The organism is Sphingomonas sp. Root241, from assembly GCF_001428865.1.
Taxonomy (GTDB): Bacteria; Pseudomonadota; Alphaproteobacteria; order Sphingomonadales; family Sphingomonadaceae; genus Sphingomonas.
The window spans coordinates 321,268-341,620 of record NZ_LMIV01000002.1 but is presented as its reverse complement, the minus strand read 5'-3'; the positions used below and the strand labels follow the sequence as shown (position 1 = coordinate 341,620).

Below are 20,353 nucleotides of genomic sequence, written 5' to 3'. Positions count from 1 at the left end.
CGGGGCTGCTTGGCTCGGCGCATGACTCGCCTGTCCCGCGCCTCGCTTGCTACACTTCCCGTCGCCCGCCCGGGCCACACGCCCGAAGCCATCCGTACCGGCATCGTCCATTTCGGCCCCGGCGCCTTTCATCGCGCGCATCAGGCCGCTTATGTCGATCGGCTGCTCGACGCGGATCCGCGCTGGGGGATCGCCGCGGTTTCGCTGCGCAGCGGGAGCACCACCGACGCGCTGAAGGCGCAGGACGGGCTCTACGCGCTGGCGGTGATCGACCGCGAGCCTTCGACGCGGATCGTCGCCGCGCATTCGGATGCGATCGGCCCGGGCGAAGGCGCGCGGCTGCGCAGGCTGCTCGCCTCGCCCGAGGTGCGGATCGCGACGAGCACCGTGACCGAGAAGGGCTATTGCCTTGCCGGCGACGGCAGTCTCGACTTCGCGCATCCCGATATCGTCCATGATCTCCAGCGCCCCGCCGAGCCGGCGAGCGTGATCGGCTGGATCGTCGCCGGGCTGGGGGATCGCCGCGCCGCCGGGCTGCCGCCCTTCGCGATGCTCTGCTGCGACAACATGACCGGCAACGGCGCCAAGCTTCGGGCGGCGTGCGTGGCGCTGGCGCGGGAGCAGGATCCTGTGCTCGCCGACTGGATCGCGGGTGAAGTCGCCTTTCCCGATTCGATGGTCGATTCGATCACGCCGGCCAGCGACGCGGCGTTTCTCGGCAAGGTCCGGGATGCGCTCGGCGTCGAGGACCTGGCTGCGGTCCAGCGCGAGAGCTTCACCCAATGGGTGCTCCAGCGCTTCGACATGGCCGACGGGCCCGATCTCGCTTCGGCGGGCGTGACGCTCACCGACGATGTCCGCGGCTATGAGCAAGCCAAGCTCCGCATCCTCAACGGCGCGCATTCGACGCTGGCTTATGTCGGGCTCGCGCGCGGGCACGAGACGGTGTTCGAAGCGATGTCCGATGCCGTGCTCGAAGGTTTCGTCACGCGGCTGGTCCATCAGGACATCGCCGCCTCGCTCGCGCCGGTCGAGGGGCTCGACAAGGCCGCTTATGCCGATGCCGTGCTGAACCGCTTCCGCAATCCCGAGATCCGGCATCTGCTCGCGCAGATCGCATGGGATGGTTCGCAGAAGCTCCCCTATCGCCTGCTCGATACGACGCGCGCGGCGCTCGATGCGGGGCGTGGCGTGGAACGGCTGGCAGTGCCGGTGGCGGCGTGGATCGCGTTCGTGCGCCGCAAGGCCGAGGCGGGCGAGACGATCACCGATCCGCTGGCCGACTCGCTCGCCGCCGCCGCGACCAGTGCCAATCCGGTGACGGCGATGCTTGGCGTCGAGCCGGTGTTCGGGGAGCGGCTGGCCGGCGACGAACGGTACCGTGCCGCGGTGCGCGAAGCGTTCCAGTATTTCGCGCAAGGCGACATCGCGCCGCTGCTTGCGCGGTAGCTATTCGTGCTCCGGCCTTCGCCGGAGCAACGGGGGGTCAGAGTGGCCTGGGTCCGTCCGTACCCAGCACGTGCGTGCAGAGCTGCGCCTCGGGCGTATCTTCGGCCTCGAGCGCCGCGACGGTGACCCAGCCCTCCGCGCGCAGTTTCGCGCCGGTTTCCGGAGCGGTGCCGAACGGCAGGAACAGCCGGCGGCGCTCGCCGGCGCTCAGCCCGGCGTCCAGGATCGGATCGGCGAACAGCGAGAAGCCCACCGCGGGCTCCTCGCGGCCATTGCCGTGGAGGATCGTGTAGGTGCCGCCGCGGCCGATCTCGCCGCGCACGCCGCGCGCGAAGATCGAGAAGCCGAGCCAGCTCTGATATTCGAAGCCGTGGCGTTCGGTCGGATCGAGCGTCAGCGCGGCCTGTCCATCGACGCTCGCGGCGATCCGGGCGAGCCCGTCGAGCCGGCTGGCCAGCGCATTGCCCGCGTCGATCGCGCGCAGCCGCGCCATCGCAGCGTCGAACGGCCCCGCCGCTTCGATCAGCGGCAGCCAGCGCGCGTCGATCGCGGCGACGCCGCCGGCATCCTTGGCGTCGAGCCGATCGCGCAGCAGCGCCAGCGTGCCGGGATCGAGATCGGCGGCGAGCGTGTCGGCAAGGTCGGGAAGCGTGAAGTCGATCGCGATTCCGGTCACGCCCGCCGCCTGCAACGCTTCGATCGCGACGCGGACCACTTCGATCGCCGCCGCGACGGTGTCGAGTCCGATCAGCTCGGCACCCATCTGCCGCATCGCGCGCTGCGGGTTGAGTTCGGAGGCGCTGAGCTTGACCACCGCGCCGGCATAGGAAAGCCGCACCGGACGCGGGTGATGGCCCATCCGCGTGACTGCGATACGGCCGACCTGCGCGGTCAGATCCGGACGGATCGCGAGCGTGCGCTGCGAGACGGGATCGACGAAGCGCACCGCGTCGCGTACCCCGCCGGCCTTGAGCCGCGAGGCGAGTTCGTCGGCGAATTCGGCGAGCGGCGGATCGACCTGCTCATAACCATAGAGCCGCGCCACCCCGAGCACGCGCGCCTCCAGCCCCGCCGCGGCATCGGCGGCGGGGGGAAGGCGGTCGTGAAAACCCTCGGGAAGTAGGCCGGACATAGACGATAGAACCCCTTCAGCCGCCCCATACCCGTTCGGACTGAGCCTGTCGAAGCCCCGTTCTTCCTCGCGAAAAGAAGAACGGCCCTTCGACAAGCTCAGGGCGAACGGTGTGCGTGTGCAGTCCTCAGAACTTGAGCGCCATCGCCGTCTTCACGCCGGGGAGCGCGCGGACCGTGGCGACGAGCTCGGGCGTGACTTCGTTGTCGATCGACAGCAGCAGCACCGCTTCGCCGCCGGCATCGCGGCGGCCGAGGTGGAAGGTGCCGATATTGACGCCCGCCTCGCCCAACGTGGTGCCGAGCCGGCCGATGAAGCCCGGCGCGTCCTCGTTGACGACATAGAGCATGTTGCCGATCAGATCGGCCTCGACCTTGATCCCGAACAGTTCGACGAGGCGCGGCTGCGCGTTCGAGAAGAGCGTGCCCGCCACCGAGCGCTCGCCCGCATCGGTCTTGACCGAGACGCGCAATAGCGTGTGGTAATCGCCTTCCTTTTCGTTGCGGACTTCGCGCACTTCCATGCCGCGTTCCTTGGCGAGATAGGGCGCATTGACCATGTTCACCGTGTCCGAATGGACGCGCAGGAAGCCGGCGAGCACCGCGCTGACGATCGGCTTCTGGTTCAATTCGGCCGCGGCGCCTTCGCTGTGGATCGAGACGCGGGCGATCTCGCCATGCGCGAGCTGGCCGATCAGGCTGCCGAGCTTCTCGGCGAGCGCCATGTACGGCTTGAGCCGCGGCGCTTCCTCGGCGGACAGCGACGGCACGTTGAGCGCGTTGGTGACGCCGCCGGAGACGAGATAGTCGGCCATCTGCTCGGCGACCTGGATCGCGACATTGACCTGCGCCTCGTTGGTCGAGGCGCCGAGATGCGGCGTCGAGATGAAGTTGGGCGTGCCGAACAGCGGCGATTCCTTCGCCGGCTCCTGCACGAACACGTCGAGCGCTGCGCCGCCGATATGACCCGAATCGAGCAGCTCCTTGAGTGCCGCCTCGTCGATCAGCCCGCCGCGGGCGCAATTGATGATGCGAACGCCCTTCTTGGTCTTGGCGAGATTCTCGCGGCTGAGGATGTTGCGGGTCTGGTCGGTCAGCGGCGTGTGGAGCGTGATGAAATCGGCGCGCAGCAACAGATCGTCGAGCGTCATCTTCTCCACGCCCATCTCGAGCGCGCGCTCGGGCGTGAGGAAGGGATCATAGGCGATCACCTTCATCTTGAGGCCCAATGCACGGTCGGCGACGATCGAACCGATATTGCCGGCGCCGATCAGCCCGAGCGTCTTGCCGGTGACTTCGACGCCCATGAAGCGGTTCTTCTCCCACTTGCCGGCCTGGGTCGACTTGTCGGCCTCAGGCAGGTCGCGGGCGAGCGCGAACATGAGGGCGATGGCGTGCTCGGCAGTGGTGATCGAGTTGCCGAACGGGGTGTTCATGACGACCACGCCCTTGGCCGAGGCCGAGGGGATGTCGACATTGTCGACGCCGATGCCGGCGCGGCCGACGACCTTGAGGTTGGTCGCGGCTTCGAGGATTTCCTTGGTCACCCGGGTCGAGCTGCGGATCGCGAGGCCGTCATAGTCGCCGATGATCGCCTTGAGCTCCTCCGGCGTCTTGCCGGTGATCTCGTCGACCTCGACGCCGCGCTCGCGGAAGATCTGCGCGGCCTTGGGGTCCATTTTGTCGCTGATGAGGACTTTGGGCATGGTTCTATCCTGAAACTTGGTGCTCCGGCGCAGGCCGGAGCTCTGGAAAGGGAATGGCTGGTGGCCAGCGCTCCGGCCTTCGCCGGAGCACGCGAGAAGTCAGGCGGCTTTCGCCTCGGCGTAGGCCCAGTCGAGCCATGGCCCGAGCGCCTCGATATCGGCGGTGTCGACCGTCGCGCCGCACCAGATGCGCAGCCCCGCGGGGGCGTCACGATAGCCAGCGACGTCATAGGCCGCGCCTTCCTTGTCGAGCAGCGACGCGAACTTCTTGATGAACGCCTCGTCGGCACCCTCGACAGTCAGGCACACGCTGGTGGTCGAGCGGCTCGCTTCGTCCTCGGCGAGATTGCCGAGCCAGTTGCGTTCCGCGACGATCTTCTGGAGTGCGGCGGCATTCGCATCGCTGCGCGCGATCAGGCCCTTCGCTCCGCCGACCGACTTGCCCCATTCGAGCGCGAAGATCGCGTCCTCGACCGCGAGCATCGACGGCGTGTTGATCGTCTCGCCCTTGAACACGCCCTCGGCGAGCTTGCCCTTGGCGATCAGGCGGAAGACTTTGGGGAGCGGCCAGGCCGGGGCGTAGGTTTCGAGCCGCTCGACTGCGCGAGGGCCGAGGATCAGGACGCCGTGACCGCCCTCGCCGCCCAGCACCTTCTGCCACGAGAAGGTCGCGACATCGATCTTGTCCCACGGCAGGTCATAGGCGAACACTGCCGAGGTCGCGTCGGCGAAGCTCAGGCCTTCGCGGTCGTCGGGGATCCAGTCGCCGTTCGGCACGCGCACGCCCGAAGTGGTGCCGTTCCAGGTGAACAATACGTCGTTCGACCAGTCGACCTGGCGCAGATCGGGAAGCCGCCCGTAATCGGCGCGGAGCACGGTCGGGTCGAGCTTGAGCTGCTTGACCGCATCGGTGACCCAGCCTTCACCGAAGCTCTCCCAGGCGAGCGTCGTCACCGGGCGTGCGCCCAGCATCGTCCACATAGCCATCTCGAAGGCGCCGGTGTCGGAGCCCGGGACGATGCCGATGCGGTGCGTATCGGGGAGCTGCAGCAGCTCGCGCATCAGGTCGATCGCATATTGCAGGCGGGTCTTGCCGATCTTCGAACGGTGCGAGCGGCCGAGCGATTCGCTGGCGAGCTTCGACGCATCCCAGCCCGGAGGCTTGGCGCAGGGACCGGAAGAGAAAAAGGGGCGTGCCGGCTTGGTAGCGGGCTTGGCAGCAGACGCAGTTGTGGCGTCGGTAACGGCAGAATCATTCATGTCAGTCTCTCCTTGCAGAGAGCACGCGCGGCGTTGGGACCGCGTGGCCCGTCGACGGCCCTAGCGGCGGCTGGCGCAAAGTCAATGTGGGTAAAGCTACGGCTTCGCGGGTTCGGGCGGCCATTTCGCCAGCAGCCCGCGGTCGGTCATCCAGTCGGTGATCCGCGCGGGCCAGTTGCGAAGACTCACCATCGGCGTCGTCTCGCCCATGTTGAATGCGTGCCCGCCCGCCGCGTACATATGGAGCTCGGAAGAGGCGCCCGCGGCGCGATAGGCGTTGAGCAAATCGATGATCGGTTGCGAGCAGCATTGATCGTCGTTGGTCGCGGTCATCAGCAAGGGCGGCGAATCGCGCGTGATCTTCTCTTCGCCGTGGAGCGGACCCGGGAAGACCAACACGCCGAAATCGGGACGTGCCGAGAGCCGGTCGATCGCATCCCCCTTTCCCGGCGCGGGCACCGGCGGGCTGAGCAGGGTCACCCGCGCCAATTCACCCCCGGCGGAGAAGCCGACCACGCCGATCTTGTGGGGATCGAGCTTCCATTCGCCGGCCCGGCTGCGGATCGTCCGCATCGCGCGCTCGGCATCCTGCCGGGCATGCTCGAACTTGTAGGGTGAATCCTTGCCGCGGAAGAGCCGGTAGCGCAGCACGAACGCCGCGATGCCGCGCTCGTTGAACCATCGCGCGGCATCATTGCCCTCGCTGGTGATGACGAGGAATTCGTGCGCGCCGCCGGGCATCAGCAAAACCGCCGCGCCGGTCTCGCGGCCCGGGCGTGCGGGGAAATAGGTGACGCTCGGGTCGTTGACCGGCTTGAGCCAATAGGCCTCGGCCTGTTCGGGGATATTCTTGCGGCTCTCGAATCCCGGCGCGCCGTCTGCCCATAATGCGATTCGCTGCGGCGTAGCGGGCGGATCCTGCGCCCAGACCGGCGATGCGAGCAAGGCGAGCGCCCAGGCGAAGGCGGCGAGCAGTCTGGTCATGAGTCTCTCCGGTCGGCGGCCGTCTCGGGCGGCGCCTGGGAACGATGGTAGCGCTACCAGTACGAGAGTCAAACCGGTGCTCGCGTGCGACGGACAACAGCGAATCTTCAGAATCACCGTGCTATGCGTGCCGGATGCGCATCGGCGTCCTGTTCCTCGCCTTGTTCCTGACCAGTTGTATCGGCGGCGACAGTGACGACCGGCCGGCGCCGATTCGCGAGCGCAGATCGGGGCCGATCACGCTGACCGGGCCGACTCCGCGCGAGACGCAGCAATGCTTCGCCGATCTGTCGCGCGAACAGGTTCGCTATTCGCCGTTGCCCGACCGCGATTTCGGCAGCGGCTGCATCGTCACCGGCGCGGTGCAATTGCTCGATATCGGCGTGCCGGTGACCAACCTCAAATCGATGCGCTGCCCGCTCGCACGCACCTTCACGGCGTGGGTGCGCTTCGCGGTAGCGCCCGCGGCGAAGCAGATACTCGGCAGCGAGCTGGTCCGCGTCGAAAGCTTTGGCACCTATTCGTGCCGGGCGATCATCGGCGGTTCTTCGGGGCGGATATCGGAACACGGTCTCGGCAACGCCGTCGATGTCGGTGGATTCATCCTCGCCGACGGACGCAAAATCCGTGTCGAGACCGGCTGGAAGTCCGACGATCCGGCCGTCCGCCAGTTCTTCGCGACGATCCACAATTCGGCGTGCAAGCGCTTCAAGACGGTGCTCGGCCCCGATTACAACGCCGCGCACTACAATCACCTCCATCTCGACATGGGCCGCGGGCCGTTCTGCGCCTGATCTGGGCATTTGCAGCGAGCCCGCGATCGGCCTAAGCCGGACCAAATGAGCAACGACACACGCGTCCCGAGCCGCGTCTTCCGCCCCGCGCAGCAGGAAGCCGAGAACGCCAACACCAATAGCGGCACGCCCCAGACCGAACATCCGGCATACCGGCTCGCCTTTCAGGACATGGACTTCCTGTTGCGCGAGGATCTTCGGCCCGTCCGCTTCCAGCTCGAGCTGCTCAAGCCGCAGCTGATCCTCGACGAGGCCAATATCGCCTCGACCTTCGTCGTTTATGGCTCGGCGCGTATCCCCGAGCCTGAAAAGGCGAAGGCATTGCTCGAGCTCGCCGACACGCCCGAGCAGAAGAAGATCGCCGAGCGGCTGATCGAGAAGTCGCATTATTACGACGTCGCGCGCGAGCTGGCGCAGATGGTGAGCAACTTTCCGCTCGACGAAGCGGGCAAGCGGCACTTCGTGGTGTGCTCGGGCGGCGGCCCTTCGATCATGGAAGCGGCCAATCGCGGCGCGCGCGACGTCGGCGCGGACACCGTGGCGCTCAACATCGTGCTGCCGCACGAACAGGCGCCCAATCCCTATGTGACGCCGTCGCTGTCGATGCAGTTCCACTATTTCGCGCTTCGGAAGATGCACTTCCTGCTCCACGCGCGTGCCGTCGCGGTGTTCCCGGGCGGCTTCGGCACGTTCGACGAGAGCTTCGAGCTGCTGACCCTGATCCAGACCGGCAAGATCGATCCGATCCCGGTGCTGTTCTACGGCAAAGACTTCTGGCAGCGCGTCGTCAATTTCGAGGCTCTGTGCGAGGAAGGCGTGATCGGTCCGCGCGATCTGAGCCTGTTCCACTTCGTCGAGACGGCGGAAGAAGGCTGGCGGATCGTCCAGGATTTCTGGCGCGACAAGCAGGCGAAGGGCTGAAACTCGCCTGTGCGGTGACGGGCAACAGAGGCCTCCGGGCATCTCCCTTGTTGCCTTGCAACATGCTTTCCCCCATCACCGCGCCCTCGGAGGAAGCGCAATTGGCCACCCGCGCCGCGACATCGTTGTTCGACGCCGCGACAATCGCCGATCGCTGGATCGCGGATTATTGCGGCCATGTTCCCGACAGCGACGTGCTCTGCGCCGGCGGTCGCGATCCGGCATGGACGGCGATGTTCGAGGAACTCGCCGCGGTCTCGGGCGAGGGACTCGAGCCCGCCCGCGAGCGCGCGCAACGCCATGCCGAGGATATCGGCACCGGTTTCCGTATCCCCGACGAGGGCGAGGAGCGCCCCTGGCCGCTTTCGCCCGTCCCGCTGCTGATCGAAAAGGCCGAATGGGACGGCATCGCCCAAGGTATCATCCAGCGCGCCGAGCTGCTCGAAACCATTCTCCAGGACCTGTACGGCGAGGCGCGGCTGATCGCCGACGGCCATGTCCCCGCCGCGCTCGTCGCCGGCAGCCCCTTCTTCCTCCGCCCGCTCGCGCGGCTCACGCCGCCCGGCGGCCACCATCTCCAGTTCGTCGCCGCCGATCTCTGCCGGGGACCCTCGGGCGAATGGCGGGTGCTCGCCGATCATCTCCGCGCGCCCGCCGGTGCGGGCTATGCGCTGGAGAACCGGCTGGCGATCGCGCGGACTTTGGGCGAGCTCCAGTCGCGGCTCAATATCGAGCGCCACGCCCCCTTCTTCGCCGCTTTCCGAGAAGGTGTGGCGGCGGCGTGCCGGCGCGCCGAGCCGCGCATCGCCTTGCTGACCCCCGGCCGGCTCAATCCGAGTTATGCCGAGCAGGCGCATCTCGCGCGCTATCTCGGCTTCCTGCTCGTCGAGGGTGCCGATCTCGCGGTGCTCGACGACAAGCTCTATGTCCGCACTATCGCCGGGCTGAAGCGCGTCGACGCCTTGTGGCACCGGCTCGATCCGCGGCTGCTCGATCCGCTCGCGCTCGATTCGCATTCGACGATCGGCGTGCCCGGAGTGATCGACGCGATCGCCGCGGGCAATGTCGTCATCGCCAACGCGCCCGGCGCCGGGCTGCTCGAAGCGCCGGCCTTCGCCGCCTTCCTGCCGCGGCTGGCGGAAGTGCTGACCGGTGCGCCGCTCGCACTCCCCAATATCGCGACCTGGTGGTGCGGGCAGGATGCCGAACGCGACTATGTCGCCGCCAATCTGGAGTCGCTGCTGATCGCGCCGGCTTTCGGAAGCGCGCCGCTCGGGCTGCCCGCCGGCGAGACGGTGCTCGGCGCGGCGCTCGGATCCGACGAACGCGCGGCCTTGCTTGATGACATGACGCGCCGTCCGCAGGACTATGTCGGGCAGGAGATCGTCCGCCTCTCGACGATGCCGGCGGTGGCCGGGGACGCGCTCGCGCCGCGCCCCTTCACGCTGCGGGTCTTCGCCGCGCGCGACGGCGAGGGCCGCTGGGCCGTGCTCCCCGGCGGCTTCGCCCGTATCGGCGAGCATCCCGATCCGCGCGCCGCGGTGATGGGAGAGGGCATGTGGTCCGCCGATGTCTGCATCCATGGGCCCGATCCGGTCGCGCCGGTATCGCTGCTGCCTTCGGACGACACCACCCAGCTCCGCCGCAATCCGGGCACCTTGCCCAGCCGCGTTGCCGACAATCTGTTCTGGCTCGGCCGCTATCTCGAACGCGGCGAGGCGCTGCTTGGGCTGCTCCGCGTGCTGCTCGGCCACTCCATCAGCGCCGACACCGGCGCCGCGCTTGCGGCGGATACCGTCGCCCGCCTCACCCGGCTGGTGGTGGCTTCGGGCGCGGCGCCCGAGCCCAAGGGCTTCAAACGCGCCGACCTGACTCAACTCGCCCGTACTGCGCTCGAAGACGAGGGGGAGTGGTACAGCGTCCGCGCGATCAACCGGCAGGCGCGGCTGATCGGCGAAGTCTCGCGCGAGCGGCTCTCGGCCGACATGATCCGCCTGCTCGACGCGCCCTTTCCGCAACGCGGCGTGCTGCTCGACAAGGCCGGCTCGCTCCAGCGCCGCTATTCGGCCCTCAACGGGCTGGCGAGCGAGCATATGACGCGCACCGATGCGTGGCGCTTCCACGACATCGGCCGCCGGATCGAGCGCGCGTTGGGCGCGATCCGCTTCATTCGTACGTTCGGCGGGCCCGACGCGACCGCCGACGATCTGTCGACCCTGCTCGATCTGCTGGACAGCCAGATCAGCTATCGCCAGCGCTATCTGACCGGAATGGCGCGCGTGCCCGTGCTCGATCTGGTGACGCTCGATCCCCATAATCCCCGAGCGCTCGCCTTCCAGGTCGCGGCGATCTCGGCGCATCTCAACAAGCTGCCGGTGCTTTCCGACGATGGTCTCGCCGAACCGCAACAGGCGCAGGCGCGCGAGATCGCGGCTTTGCTCGTCACCGCCAGCGCGACGCGGGTGAGCGATGCGATGCTGAGCGATCTCGAAACGCGCCTGACGAAACTTTCGGGAGCAGTCGCACGGCGTTACTTCCTGCACGGTGCCGAGCCGCTGCGCGCCGCCGGCCTCGTCCTGGCCTGACCTGCATGCTGTACCAAATCCGCCATGTGACGCGGTTCGACTATGCCGAGCCTGCCGCCTTCGCGCGCAACAATCTCCGCCTCAAGCCGATCCTCTGGTCGGGCCAGACGATCGAGGATTACGCCTTGATCATCGAACCGCAGGGCCGCGTCTTCCCGGCCCGGGCCGAGGCGGGGCTCGCGAATGTCGTCCGGCTGGTGGTCGAGCAGCCCGCGCGCACGCTCACCATCGAAAGCCGCGCCCGCGTCCGTGTCGATCGGGCTATCCCGGTGCCTGCGCCTTCCGATCCTGCGCTCGCCCAGATCGCCGAATGGGCACGCGCCGGCCGGGATGCCTCGCCCGCGGGGCCGGCCGCCTATCTTTTCCCGTCGCCGCTGATCCCGCTCGATCGCGAGATCGCGGCATGGTGCGCGGAGGATCTCGATCCTGCGCGCGGCGTGCTAGACGCGGCAATCGCGCTGGCGTTGCGCATCCAGCGCGAATTTGACTTCGATCCCACCGCAACGCTCGTCGACACGCCGCCGCGCGAAGCATTCCTCCAGCGCGGCGGAGTCTGCCAGGATTTTGCGCAGATCATGATCTCGGGCCTGCGCGCCGCAGGGCTCCCCGCCGCTTATGCCTCGGGCTATATCCGCACTTTGCCACCCCCGGGCCAACCGCGGCTGGTAGGCGCCGATGCGACGCATGCATGGGTATTGGTCTGGGCGGGGCCGCAGCTCGGCTGGGTCGGCGTCGATCCCACCAACGGCATCTGGATGGCGGGCGATCATATCGTCGTCGCGATCGGCCGCGACTATGCCGATGTCGCCCCGATCGACGGGATCGTCCTCGGCTGGGGGGCGCAGAAGATGCAGGTTTCGGTCGATGTCGAGCCGCTTGAGCAGATCCCCGCCTGAGGCGGACTTGCGCAAAGCCCGTGCGGCAACGATGTTCGCGGGCGAAAGGCTCCTGTAAGGGGCGCTCGAATTTGGTGATTTTCGAACGGGGAAATGCGTGGCCGATCCTTATGCAACTCTAGGCGTGGCAAGGGGCGCGAGCGAGGCCGATATCAAGAAGGCCTATCGCAAGCTCGCCAAGGAGCTGCACCCTGACCGTAACAAGGACAATCCCAAGGCCGCCGAACGCTTCAGCCAGATCGCGTCGGCGTATGATCTGCTGAGCGACAAGGACAAGCGCGCGCGCTTCGATCGCGGCGAAATCGATGGCGACGGCAATCCCACCGCACCGTTTGGATATGGCGGCGGCCCGCAAGGCGGCTTTCGTCCCGGCGGCAGCGGCGGTTTCGATTTCGGCGGCGAATCGAGCGACATCGGCGATATCTTCGAGGGACTGTTCGGCGGCGGCGCGGGCCGGCGTGGCGGCGGCGGATTCAGCGGCGGCTTTGGCGGTTTCGGCCGGCGGCCGGCCGCCAAGGGCGCGAACGTTGCCTATCGCCTCGCCGTGGCATTCGAGGACGCGGCCAGGCTCGCACCCCAGCGGATCACGCTTCGCGACGGCAAGACGATCGACCTCAAGCTGCCCCCAGGCCTCGAAAACGGCACCCAGATGCGGCTCGCGGGCAAGGGCGAGGAAGGCCCGGGCGGTTTCGGCGACGCGATCGTGACGATCGACATCCAGCCGCACCGCTTCTTCGTCCGCGAGGGCGATGACGTCCGGCTCGATTTGCCGGTCAGCCTGTCCGAAGCGGTGCTCGGCGCCGAAGTGCGGGTGCCTACGCCCGATGGCGCTGTGATGCTCAAGGTTCCCAAAGGCTCGACCTCGGGCAAGGTCCTGCGCCTCAAGGGGCGCGGCTTCCACAAGAAAGGCGGCGGGCGCGGCGATCTGCTGGTCACGCTGATGGTCGACTTGCCGGTCGACGACGACGCATTGGTCGAGTTCGTGCAGGGCTGGCAGGACAAGGGGAACCCGCGTGGCCGCATGGGCGTCTGAGCCCTTGTGACAGAAGCGGAATCCGCCGGCGCCGCCGAGGCGAGGCCCGGGCTCGGTGCCCGTATTCGCGCGGCGATGGGCAAAGTCGGTTTCGGACCCCGGTTCTTCCATGTCATCGGCCGCGTCGTGACGGACACCTTCAACGAAGGGTTCACTTATGCCGGCAATTTCGCCTATCTTTCGCTCGTCACCCTTTTTCCGTTCCTGATCGTCGCGGCGGCGATCGCGCAGCTCATCGGACGCAACGCCGAAGGGATAAGGACGCTCGAGGCGTTCCTGCAGACGATGCCGCCCGACGTGGGGGAAGTGCTCCGCAAGCCCGCCGCCGACGTGCTCCAGGCGCGCACCGGCAATCTCCTGTGGTTCGGCGCGATCGTCGGGCTATGGACCACCGCGGGTTTCATCGAGACGCTGCGCGGGATTCTTCGCCAGTCCTATGGCGTCAAATCGAGCACGCCCTTCTGGCGCTATCGGCTGGGTGCGATGGGCATCAGCGTCGCCTCGGTCATCCTCGCAATGGCCGCGTTCAGCTTCCAGGTGCTCCTGACCGGAATCGAGCAATTCATCTACCGGTTGCTGCCCTGGGCGTCGCAGGCGCAGGCGATCGTCGCCGCCACCAAGGCCTTGCCGGCATTGGTGCTGTTCGGTGCGCTATACATGCTGTTCTATTCGCTGACGCCCAGCCGGTATCGCCATTCGAACTGCCCGAAATGGCCTGGTCCGGCGTTCATCACCTTGTGGTGGCTGTTCGTCACGGCGATGCTGCCGCGCGTGCTGATCACGCTCGGCAGCTACGACCTGACCTATGGCAGCCTGGCCGGCGTGATGATCGTGCTGATCTTCTTCTATCTGATCGGGCTCGGCATGGTTGCCGGCGCCGAACTCAACGCCGCCCTAGCCGAACCGGTGCCGGACGGAGTAGAGGGGGCGCGCGATAAGGAGGGCGGAGCGTAGTGACGGGATTGATGCAGGGTAAGCGCGGGCTGATCATGGGCCTGGCGAACGATCGTTCGCTGGCGTGGGGGATTGCCCGGAAGCTGCGCGAACAGGGCGCGGAACTCGCGTTCAGCTATCAGGGCGAAGCGCTCGAGAAGCGCGTGCGCCCGCTCGCCGAACAGCTCGGCAGCGATTTCCTGATCGAGTGCGACGTCTCGGACATGACCGAGCTCGACAAGACCTTCGCGACTTTGGCGGAGCGCTGGCCGACGATCGATTTCGTCGTCCATGCGATCGGCTTCTCGGACAAGAACGAGCTGCGCGGCGGCTATGTCGATACCAGCCTCGACAATTTCCTGATGACGATGAACATCAGCGTCTATTCGTTCGTCGCGGTGGCGCAGCGGGCATCGAAGATGATGCCGAACGGCGGCAGCCTGCTCACGCTCAGCTATTACGGCGCCGAGAAGGTGATCCCGCACTATAACGTGATGGGCGTCGCCAAGGCCGCGCTGGAGACCAGTGTCCAGTATCTCGCAGTCGATCTCGGCCGCGACAGTATCCGCGTCAATGCGATCTCGGCGGGCCCGATCAAGACGCTCGCGGCCTCGGGTATCGGTGATTTCCGCCTGATCCTGAAGTGGAACGAGCTCAATTCGCCGCTCAAGCGCAATGTCACGATCGAGGATGTCGGCGGCGCGGGGCTGTATCTGCTCTCGGACCTTGCTTCGGGCGTGACCGGTGAGACGCATCATGTCGATGCCGGATACAACGTCATCGGCATGAAGGCCGAGGATGCACCGGATATCGCATTGGTGTGAGCATCGCGATCCGCCCCGCGACGGGCGGGCACGTGGCCGCGATCGACGCATTGCTGCGGCGCGCCTTTCCCGCGCCCGACGAGGCCATGCTGGTCCAGCGGCTGTGCATCGACGGCGACATGGTACTGACGCTCGTTGCCGATGACGAAGAGAGCGGCGCGCTTGCCGGCGTCATCGTCTACAGTCGGATGACCGTGGAGATCGGCGGCAAGTCGATCGGGGCAGTGGCGCTCGCCCCGCTCGCGGTCGATGCCGGGCAGCGCGGCCAAGGCGTCGCCGAGGCATTGGTCCGCGCCAGTCTCGTCCAGCTTGCCGATGCCGGGGCGATGCTCGTCTTCGTGCTCGGCGATCCCGCTTATTACGAACGTTTCGGCTTTTCGGCCGATTGGGCGCGCGGATTTGCCTCGCCTTATGCGGGCGACTATCTGATGGCGCTGCCGCTCCAGGGTGGCGCCATGCCGTGCGGCGAGCGCGGAGCGGCGACGCACGCAAGGGCGTTCGCACAGCTGGGCGGGAACTCTTGAGCTTCAACACCTTCGGACGCGTCTTCCGCTTCACCACCTGGGGGGAGAGCCATGGGCCGGCGCTGGGTGCCGTGGTCGACGGCTGCCCGCCGGGGCTGACGCTGTCCGAAGCCGATATCCAGCCCTTCCTCGACAAGCGCCGCCCGGGCCAGTCGCGCTTCACCACGCAGCGGCAGGAGCCCGATCAGGTCCGCATCCTCTCGGGCGTGTTCGAGGGGCGCACCACGGGCACGCCGATCAGCCTGATGATCGAGAATGTCGACCAGCGCTCGAAGGATTATTCGGAAGTCGCGCAGGCCTATCGCCCCGGCCATGCCGATTACGCTTATGATCAGAAATACGGCTTTCGCGACTATCGCGGCGGCGGGCGTTCCTCGGCGCGCGAGACGGCGGCGCGGGTCGCAGCCGGCGCAGTGGCGCGGCTCGCCATTCCGGAGGTGAGGATACGCGCCTGGGTCGAGGCGATCGGCGGCGACGCGATCGATCCTGCGAACTTCGACGCGGCCGAGATCGACAACAATCCGTTCTTCTGCCCCGACGCCGCCGCGGCCGCGCGCTGGGAGACGCTGGTCGACGATGCGCGCAAGGCGGGTTCGTCGCTCGGCGCAGTGATCGCGTGCGAGGCTACCGGCGTGCCGCCGGGCTGGGGCGCGCCGCTTTATGCCAAGCTCGACAGCGAGCTGGCGGCCGCGTGCATGTCGATCAACGCAGTCAAGGGCGTCGAGATCGGCGACGGCTTCGCCGCGGCGACGCTGACCGGCGAGCAGAATGCCGATGCGATGCGGCCTGGGAACGACGGCGTGCACTTCCTTGCCAACCATGCGGGGGGCATCGCCGGAGGCATTTCGACGGGGCAGCCGGTGCTGGTGCGGGTCGCGTTCAAGCCGACCAGCTCGATCCTGACGCCGGTCGAGACGATCAGTCGCGAAGGCGAGGCTACCGAGATCCGGACCAAGGGGCGGCACGACCCCTGCGTCGGCATCCGCGGCGCGCCGGTGGTCGAGGCGATGGTTGCGCTGGTGCTCGCCGATCAGAAATTATTGCATCGGGCGCAGTGCGGCTGATCCCGCGATAGGGTCAGCTCGCGGTTAATCGGTTTTGTTACAGCGGCGAAGCGTCCCGCCTGCACGCAACCAGCGGCCGGCAGACCCGTTCAATTCCTGCAAGTTATCAACCTGCAGGAGTGTAAAACATGCGTAAGCTTTCGTTGTTCCTTGCCGGGGCCCTGATCTTCCCGGCCGCCGCGATGGCCCAGTCGACACCGCAGTCGACACCGAGCCAGGACCCGTCGGCGACCTCGCCCGACAGCACGACGAACCCGGATCACAAGAAGGACAAGAAAGACAAGAAGGGCGATCCGAGCGCCGACAGCACCGCACCGGCGCCCGACAGCGGCACGAGCGGGAGCGGGACCACCGAGCCGACGCCCGATCCGAACGCCAGCACCACGCCAGCGCCCGAGCCGGCCACACCGACGCCGCAGCGTTAAGCGGCGGGGCCCCGGCGGCAGTGTCGCCGGGGCCCGGCTTTCGATCAGTCCGCGAAGGGATCGCGGACCAGAATGGTGTCTTCGCGCTCGGGGCTGGTCGATACCAGAGCCACCGGACACTGGATCAGCTCTTCCACCCGACGGATATATTTGATCGCCGCGGCGGGCAGTTCGGCCCAGCTGCGCGCGCCCGCGGTCGATTCGTGCCATCCGGGCATGGTCTCGTAGACCGCCTCCACTCCCGCCTGATCCGCGGCATTTGCCGGATAATAATCCAGCGCCTCGCCGCGCAGCGTATAGCCCGTGCACACGCGGATCTCGTCGAAGCCGTCGAGGACGTCGAGCTTGGTGAGCGCGATGCCGGTGATGCCGGAGACCGCGACCGACTGGCGCAGCAGCACCGCATCGAGCCAACCGCAGCGGCGCTTGCGCCCGGTGACGGTGCCGAACTCGCGGCCGCGCGTGCCGAGCCGCTCGCCCACGTCATTGTCCTGCTCGCTCGGGAAGGGCCCCGAGCCGACGCGCGTCGTATAGGCCTTGGCGATCCCCAGCACGAAGCCGACCGCGCTCGGCCCGAGCCCCGATCCGGCCGCTGCGGTGCCCGCGACGGTGTTGGACGAGGTCACGAAGGGGTAGGTGCCGTGATCGATGTCGAGCAGCACGCCCTGCGCGCCTTCGAACAGGATGCGGCGCCCGCGTCCGCGCGCCTCGTTCAGCATCCGCCACACCGGCTCGGCGAAGGGGAGGACGAAGCCGGCGATCTCGCGCAGGTCCTTGACCAGCCGATCCCGGTCGATCGGCGGCTCGCCGAAACCGGCGCGGAGCGCGTCGTGATGCGCGGCGAGGCGATCGAGCTGCGGCCCCAATTCGTCGAGATGGGCGAGATCGCACACGCGGATCGCGCGGCGGCCGACCTTGTCCTCATAAGCCGGGCCGATGCCGCGGCGGGTGGTGCCGATCTTGCCCGCGCCGCTGGCGTCCTCGCGCAGCGCGTCGAGATCGCGGTGGAAAGGCAGGATCAGCGGGCAGGTGTCGGCGATCTTGAGCGTGTCCGGTGTGACATGGATGCCCTGGCCGCGCAGTTTCTCGATCTCGTCGCGCAGCGCCCAGGGATCGAGCACCACGCCGTTGCCGATGACGCTGGGGGTGCCGCGGACGATGCCCGAGGGCAGCAGAGAGAGCTTGTAGACCTTCTCGCCGACGACGAGGGTGTGCCCGGCATTGTGGCCGCCCTGGAAGCGCACGACGACATCGGCGCGCTCGGCGAGCCAGTCGACGATCTTGCCCTTGCCCTCATCGCCCCATTGGGCGCCGATCACTGCGACATTTGCCATGAATACAATTCTCCGCCTGCCGGGGCGGACCCAAGGCCGCCCTTCGACAGGACTCGGCGACCGGGCGGTATCGGGGCCGGGGAAGTGCCCCGAAGCCGCGGCGCCAATGGCGTCCGGCGCGGGTCGCGTCAAGTGCTTATGGGCTCGGGCGCGCGACTCAACCGCTCGACTTGGGCGTCGGCGGCCCTATGCTGATCGAAACGGGAGAGAATGGATGAAACTGGCCAGCCTGAAGCACGGCCGCGACGGCAAGCTCGTCGTGGTGTCGGACGATCTGGCGTGGTGCGCCGATGCGACCACGATTGCGCCGACGCTGCAGGCGGCGCTCGACAATTGGGATCAGGTGGAGGGTGATCTTCGCAATCTCGCCACCGATCTCGGGCACGAGACGATCCCGATGCTGCGTTTCCACGAGCGGATGGCGGCATCGCCGCTGCCGCGGGCATATCAGTGGGCGGACGGCTCGGCCTATGTGAACCATGTCGCGTTGGTCCGTCAGGCACGCGGCGCCGAGATGCCCGAGAGCTTCTGGCAGGATCCGCTGATGTACCAGGGCGGCTCGGACGGTTTCCTCGGCCCGCGCGATCCGATCCCGCTCGCCGACGAGGCCTGGGGTTGCGATCTCGAAGCCGAAGTGGTGGTGGTGACCGGCGACGTGCCGCTCGGCGCCTCGCGTGAAGAGGCGCTGGCAGCGGTGCGGCTGGTCGGCCTCACCAACGACGTGAGCTTGCGCAACCTAATCCCGGGCGAGCTCGCCAAGGGCTTCGGCTTCTTCCAATCCAAGCCGGCGAGCGCCTTCTCGCCCGTGTTCGTCACTCCCGACGCGCTCGGCGACTGGTGGCGGGACGGCAAGCTCCACCGCAAATTGATGGTCGACCTCAACGGCAAGCCCTTCGGCCGCGCCGAGGCGGGCGAGGACATGACCTTCGATTTCGGTACGCTGATCGCGCACGCCGCCAAGACGCGCGCGCTGGGAGCGGGGACGATCATCGGCTCGGGCACGGTCTCGAACCGCGATGCCGATGGTGGTCCCGGCAAGCCGGTGAGCGAGGGCGGCGTCGGCTATTCGTGCCTCGCCGAAGTGCGCACGATCGAGACGATCCGCGGCGGCAAGCCCGAAACCCCCTTCCTCAAGGTCGGCGACACCGTGCGCATCTGGGCCGAGGACGACCGGCACCACGCGATCTTCGGCGTGATCGAGCAGATTGTCGGCGGCTAGGTTGAGAGCCTATTCAACCTGTTGATTTGACTAACGGGCTTGCTCCTCTCTTCGTCATCCCCGCGAAAGCGGGGACCCATCTCCGACGGTTTCCACGAACGAGCCGGTGCATTTTGCCGCTCGCTCAGGAGATGGGGCCCCGCTTTCGCGGGGATGACGCGTTCTGAATACGAGTCCTCTCCCTAACGCTTCTTCAGCGCGTCGTTGACTTCGATCCAATAGCCGTCGGGATCCTGAAGGAAGATCTGGCGGACGCCGTCGGTGCGCGTGGCGTTGATCGCGCCCGGCGTGCCGGCGATATCGCTCCAGCCTTGGCCGTGCGCCTTGAGCCACGCCATCACCGGATCGATGCTCGCGAGCGCGATCGCCATATGGACGCGGCGCGGCTGGTTGACCGGTTCGCTGCGCCCGGGCTGGATATGCAGTTCGACTCCGTTCGCGAGATGCATCCAGCGCGGGCCGCCGGGCGGGAAGGGCGAGGGGAACTCGGTCAGGCCGAACACGGCGTGATAGAAATCGATGCTCTTCTGCATGTCCGCCGACCAGATCGCGACATGGTCGAGCCGGGCGACTGGAGCGGGCGTGTCCTGTGCGTGAGCCGGCGATGCGAGGGCGAGCAAGGCAATCAGGTACGCGCAAATCCTCATCCGATTTCTCCTTTTCCCGAAGCCTAGCAGCAAACCATTCCTGGGGAAGCCGCGTCAGTGCGGATCGAAGTCGAGGCAGCCCTGGCGCGGTTCGAGATTCCAGCTGTCCAGCAATTGATGCCCTTTGCCATGGATGCTGTTGATCAGCAGGAGTTGCCGGACTTGCCAGCTGATCGGCGAGACCAGGATGTTGCGGGGCCGCCATTCCTCGTAGGTGAGCGACGCGTGCGGCTTGAATGCATAGTCCGGCAAATCGATTCCGAACGCTTCGAGCCGCGCCGCTAGCGACCGTTGAAAATCGCGCAGGGCCTGCATCCTGCTGCCGACGAGGGCATTGCCGCTGATCCGGTTGAGCGTGACTTCGAAGGGCTCCGCTTGCAGCGATGCGGCGGCACGGCGGATCAGTTCGAGATTCTGCGGGGGGATCAGTCTGATGTCGCCGAACGGCACCAAGGTCATGTGGAAGCGATCCATGGCGTATTGGCGCGAAAGGCCATGCGTTCGGCGCAGTCCGTCCATCATCGCCGCCTGCCCTGCATAAGGCTTGATCATCAGGTAGAGCATCTGGTCGTCGCGGCGCGCCTGCTGGCCGGACACGTGCCCCCCGACAGTCGGGATCATCAT

The 20,353-nt window shown here is 67.3% G+C and carries 19 protein-coding genes; 12 read left to right on the top strand and 7 right to left on the bottom strand.

All coding sequences use genetic code 11. The features are described from left to right. The first annotated feature begins 21 nt into the window (after nt 1-21). The gene (locus tag ASE13_RS12250) at nt 22-1,449 is read left to right on the top strand and encodes a mannitol dehydrogenase family protein (RefSeq protein WP_056616067.1); all 1,428 of its coding nucleotides are present in this window, start codon (nt 22-24) and stop codon (nt 1,447-1,449) included. 37 nt (nt 1,450-1,486) lie between these two features. On the opposite strand, the gene ASE13_RS12245 is transcribed toward ASE13_RS12250, so the two are convergent. The 4 genes from ASE13_RS12245 to ASE13_RS12230 form a co-directional block, all read right to left on the bottom strand. Beyond that, nucleotides 1,487-2,581 carry an ATP phosphoribosyltransferase regulatory subunit gene (locus ASE13_RS12245; RefSeq protein ID WP_056616064.1) on the bottom strand — a complete coding sequence of 365 codons (1,095 nt, stop codon included), beginning with the start codon at nt 2,579-2,581 and terminating at the stop codon, nt 1,487-1,489. A gap of 127 nt (nt 2,582-2,708) precedes the next feature. Next, complete coding sequence (gene serA / locus ASE13_RS12240) at nt 2,709-4,286, bottom strand: phosphoglycerate dehydrogenase (protein WP_056616061.1); 1,578 nt, start codon at nt 4,284-4,286, stop codon at nt 2,709-2,711. Nucleotides 4,287-4,385: 99 nt separating this feature from the next. Continuing rightward, a complete protein-coding gene (locus ASE13_RS12235) occupies nt 4,386-5,546 on the bottom strand; it encodes a phosphoserine transaminase (RefSeq protein ID WP_056616059.1) in 1,161 nt (386 codons plus the stop codon). 96 nt (nt 5,547-5,642) lie between these two features. After that, on the bottom strand, nt 5,643-6,530 hold the full coding sequence (locus tag ASE13_RS12230) for an alpha/beta hydrolase (protein WP_082596747.1): 888 nt from the start codon (nt 6,528-6,530) through the stop codon (nt 5,643-5,645). A 134-nt stretch (nt 6,531-6,664) separates the two neighbouring features. On the opposite strand from ASE13_RS12230, the gene ASE13_RS12225 reads away from it, so the two are divergent. From ASE13_RS12225 to ASE13_RS12180, 10 genes are all read left to right on the top strand, one after another. Then, the gene (locus ASE13_RS12225; RefSeq protein WP_056616055.1) at nt 6,665-7,324 is read left to right on the top strand and encodes an extensin family protein; all 660 of its coding nucleotides are present in this window, start codon (nt 6,665-6,667) and stop codon (nt 7,322-7,324) included. Between the two features lie 45 nt (nt 7,325-7,369). Further along, nucleotides 7,370-8,245: an LOG family protein gene (locus ASE13_RS12220; RefSeq protein WP_056616052.1), complete on the top strand. Its 876-nt coding sequence runs from the start codon at nt 7,370-7,372 to the stop codon at nt 8,243-8,245. Nucleotides 8,246-8,307: 62 nt separating this feature from the next. Beyond that, a complete protein-coding gene (locus ASE13_RS12215; protein ID WP_414885316.1) occupies nt 8,308-10,830 on the top strand; it encodes a circularly permuted type 2 ATP-grasp protein in 2,523 nt (840 codons plus the stop codon). Nucleotides 10,831-10,835: 5 nt separating this feature from the next. Next, a complete protein-coding gene (locus ASE13_RS12210; RefSeq protein WP_056616049.1) occupies nt 10,836-11,726 on the top strand; it encodes a transglutaminase family protein in 891 nt (296 codons plus the stop codon). A 97-nt stretch (nt 11,727-11,823) separates the two neighbouring features. Further along, nucleotides 11,824-12,759 carry a DnaJ C-terminal domain-containing protein gene (locus ASE13_RS12205; protein ID WP_056616047.1) on the top strand — a complete coding sequence of 312 codons (936 nt, stop codon included), beginning with the start codon at nt 11,824-11,826 and terminating at the stop codon, nt 12,757-12,759. Between the two features lie 6 nt (nt 12,760-12,765). Further along, nucleotides 12,766-13,713, top strand: coding sequence for a YihY/virulence factor BrkB family protein (locus tag ASE13_RS12200; RefSeq protein WP_056616044.1), 948 nt, complete (start codon nt 12,766-12,768; stop codon nt 13,711-13,713). Further along, the gene (fabI, locus tag ASE13_RS12195; protein ID WP_056616040.1) at nt 13,713-14,516 is read left to right on the top strand and encodes an enoyl-ACP reductase FabI; all 804 of its coding nucleotides are present in this window, start codon (nt 13,713-13,715) and stop codon (nt 14,514-14,516) included. The genes ASE13_RS12200 and fabI overlap by 1 nt, the downstream gene beginning before the upstream one ends. Further along, nucleotides 14,513-15,040, top strand: coding sequence for a GNAT family N-acetyltransferase (locus tag ASE13_RS12190; RefSeq protein WP_056616037.1), 528 nt, complete (start codon nt 14,513-14,515; stop codon nt 15,038-15,040). The genes fabI and ASE13_RS12190 overlap by 4 nt, the downstream gene beginning before the upstream one ends. Further along, nucleotides 15,037-16,104, top strand: a complete 1,068-nt coding sequence (gene aroC, locus ASE13_RS12185; RefSeq protein ID WP_056616034.1) for a chorismate synthase — start codon at nt 15,037-15,039, stop codon at nt 16,102-16,104. The genes ASE13_RS12190 and aroC overlap by 4 nt, the downstream gene beginning before the upstream one ends. A 128-nt stretch (nt 16,105-16,232) precedes the next feature. Next, nucleotides 16,233-16,529 (top strand): hypothetical protein, encoded by a 297-nt coding sequence (locus ASE13_RS12180; RefSeq protein ID WP_056616031.1) that lies wholly within the window; start codon nt 16,233-16,235, stop codon nt 16,527-16,529. Nucleotides 16,530-16,573: 44 nt separating this feature from the next. Here ASE13_RS12180 and ASE13_RS12175 read toward each other — a convergent pair whose 3' ends face one another. Then, the gene (locus ASE13_RS12175) at nt 16,574-17,863 is read right to left on the bottom strand and encodes an adenylosuccinate synthase (protein ID WP_056616028.1); all 1,290 of its coding nucleotides are present in this window, start codon (nt 17,861-17,863) and stop codon (nt 16,574-16,576) included. 214 nt (nt 17,864-18,077) lie between these two features. On the opposite strand from ASE13_RS12175, the gene ASE13_RS12170 reads away from it, so the two are divergent. Next, nucleotides 18,078-19,082 (top strand): fumarylacetoacetate hydrolase family protein, encoded by a 1,005-nt coding sequence (locus ASE13_RS12170; RefSeq protein WP_056616025.1) that lies wholly within the window; start codon nt 18,078-18,080, stop codon nt 19,080-19,082. A 182-nt stretch (nt 19,083-19,264) separates the two neighbouring features. Here ASE13_RS12170 and ASE13_RS12165 read toward each other — a convergent pair whose 3' ends face one another. After that, the gene (locus tag ASE13_RS12165) at nt 19,265-19,729 is read right to left on the bottom strand and encodes a VOC family protein (protein WP_082596744.1); all 465 of its coding nucleotides are present in this window, start codon (nt 19,727-19,729) and stop codon (nt 19,265-19,267) included. Between the two features lie 54 nt (nt 19,730-19,783). Beyond that, a complete protein-coding gene (locus ASE13_RS12160; protein ID WP_056616019.1) occupies nt 19,784-20,353 on the bottom strand; it encodes a 2'-5' RNA ligase family protein in 570 nt (189 codons plus the stop codon).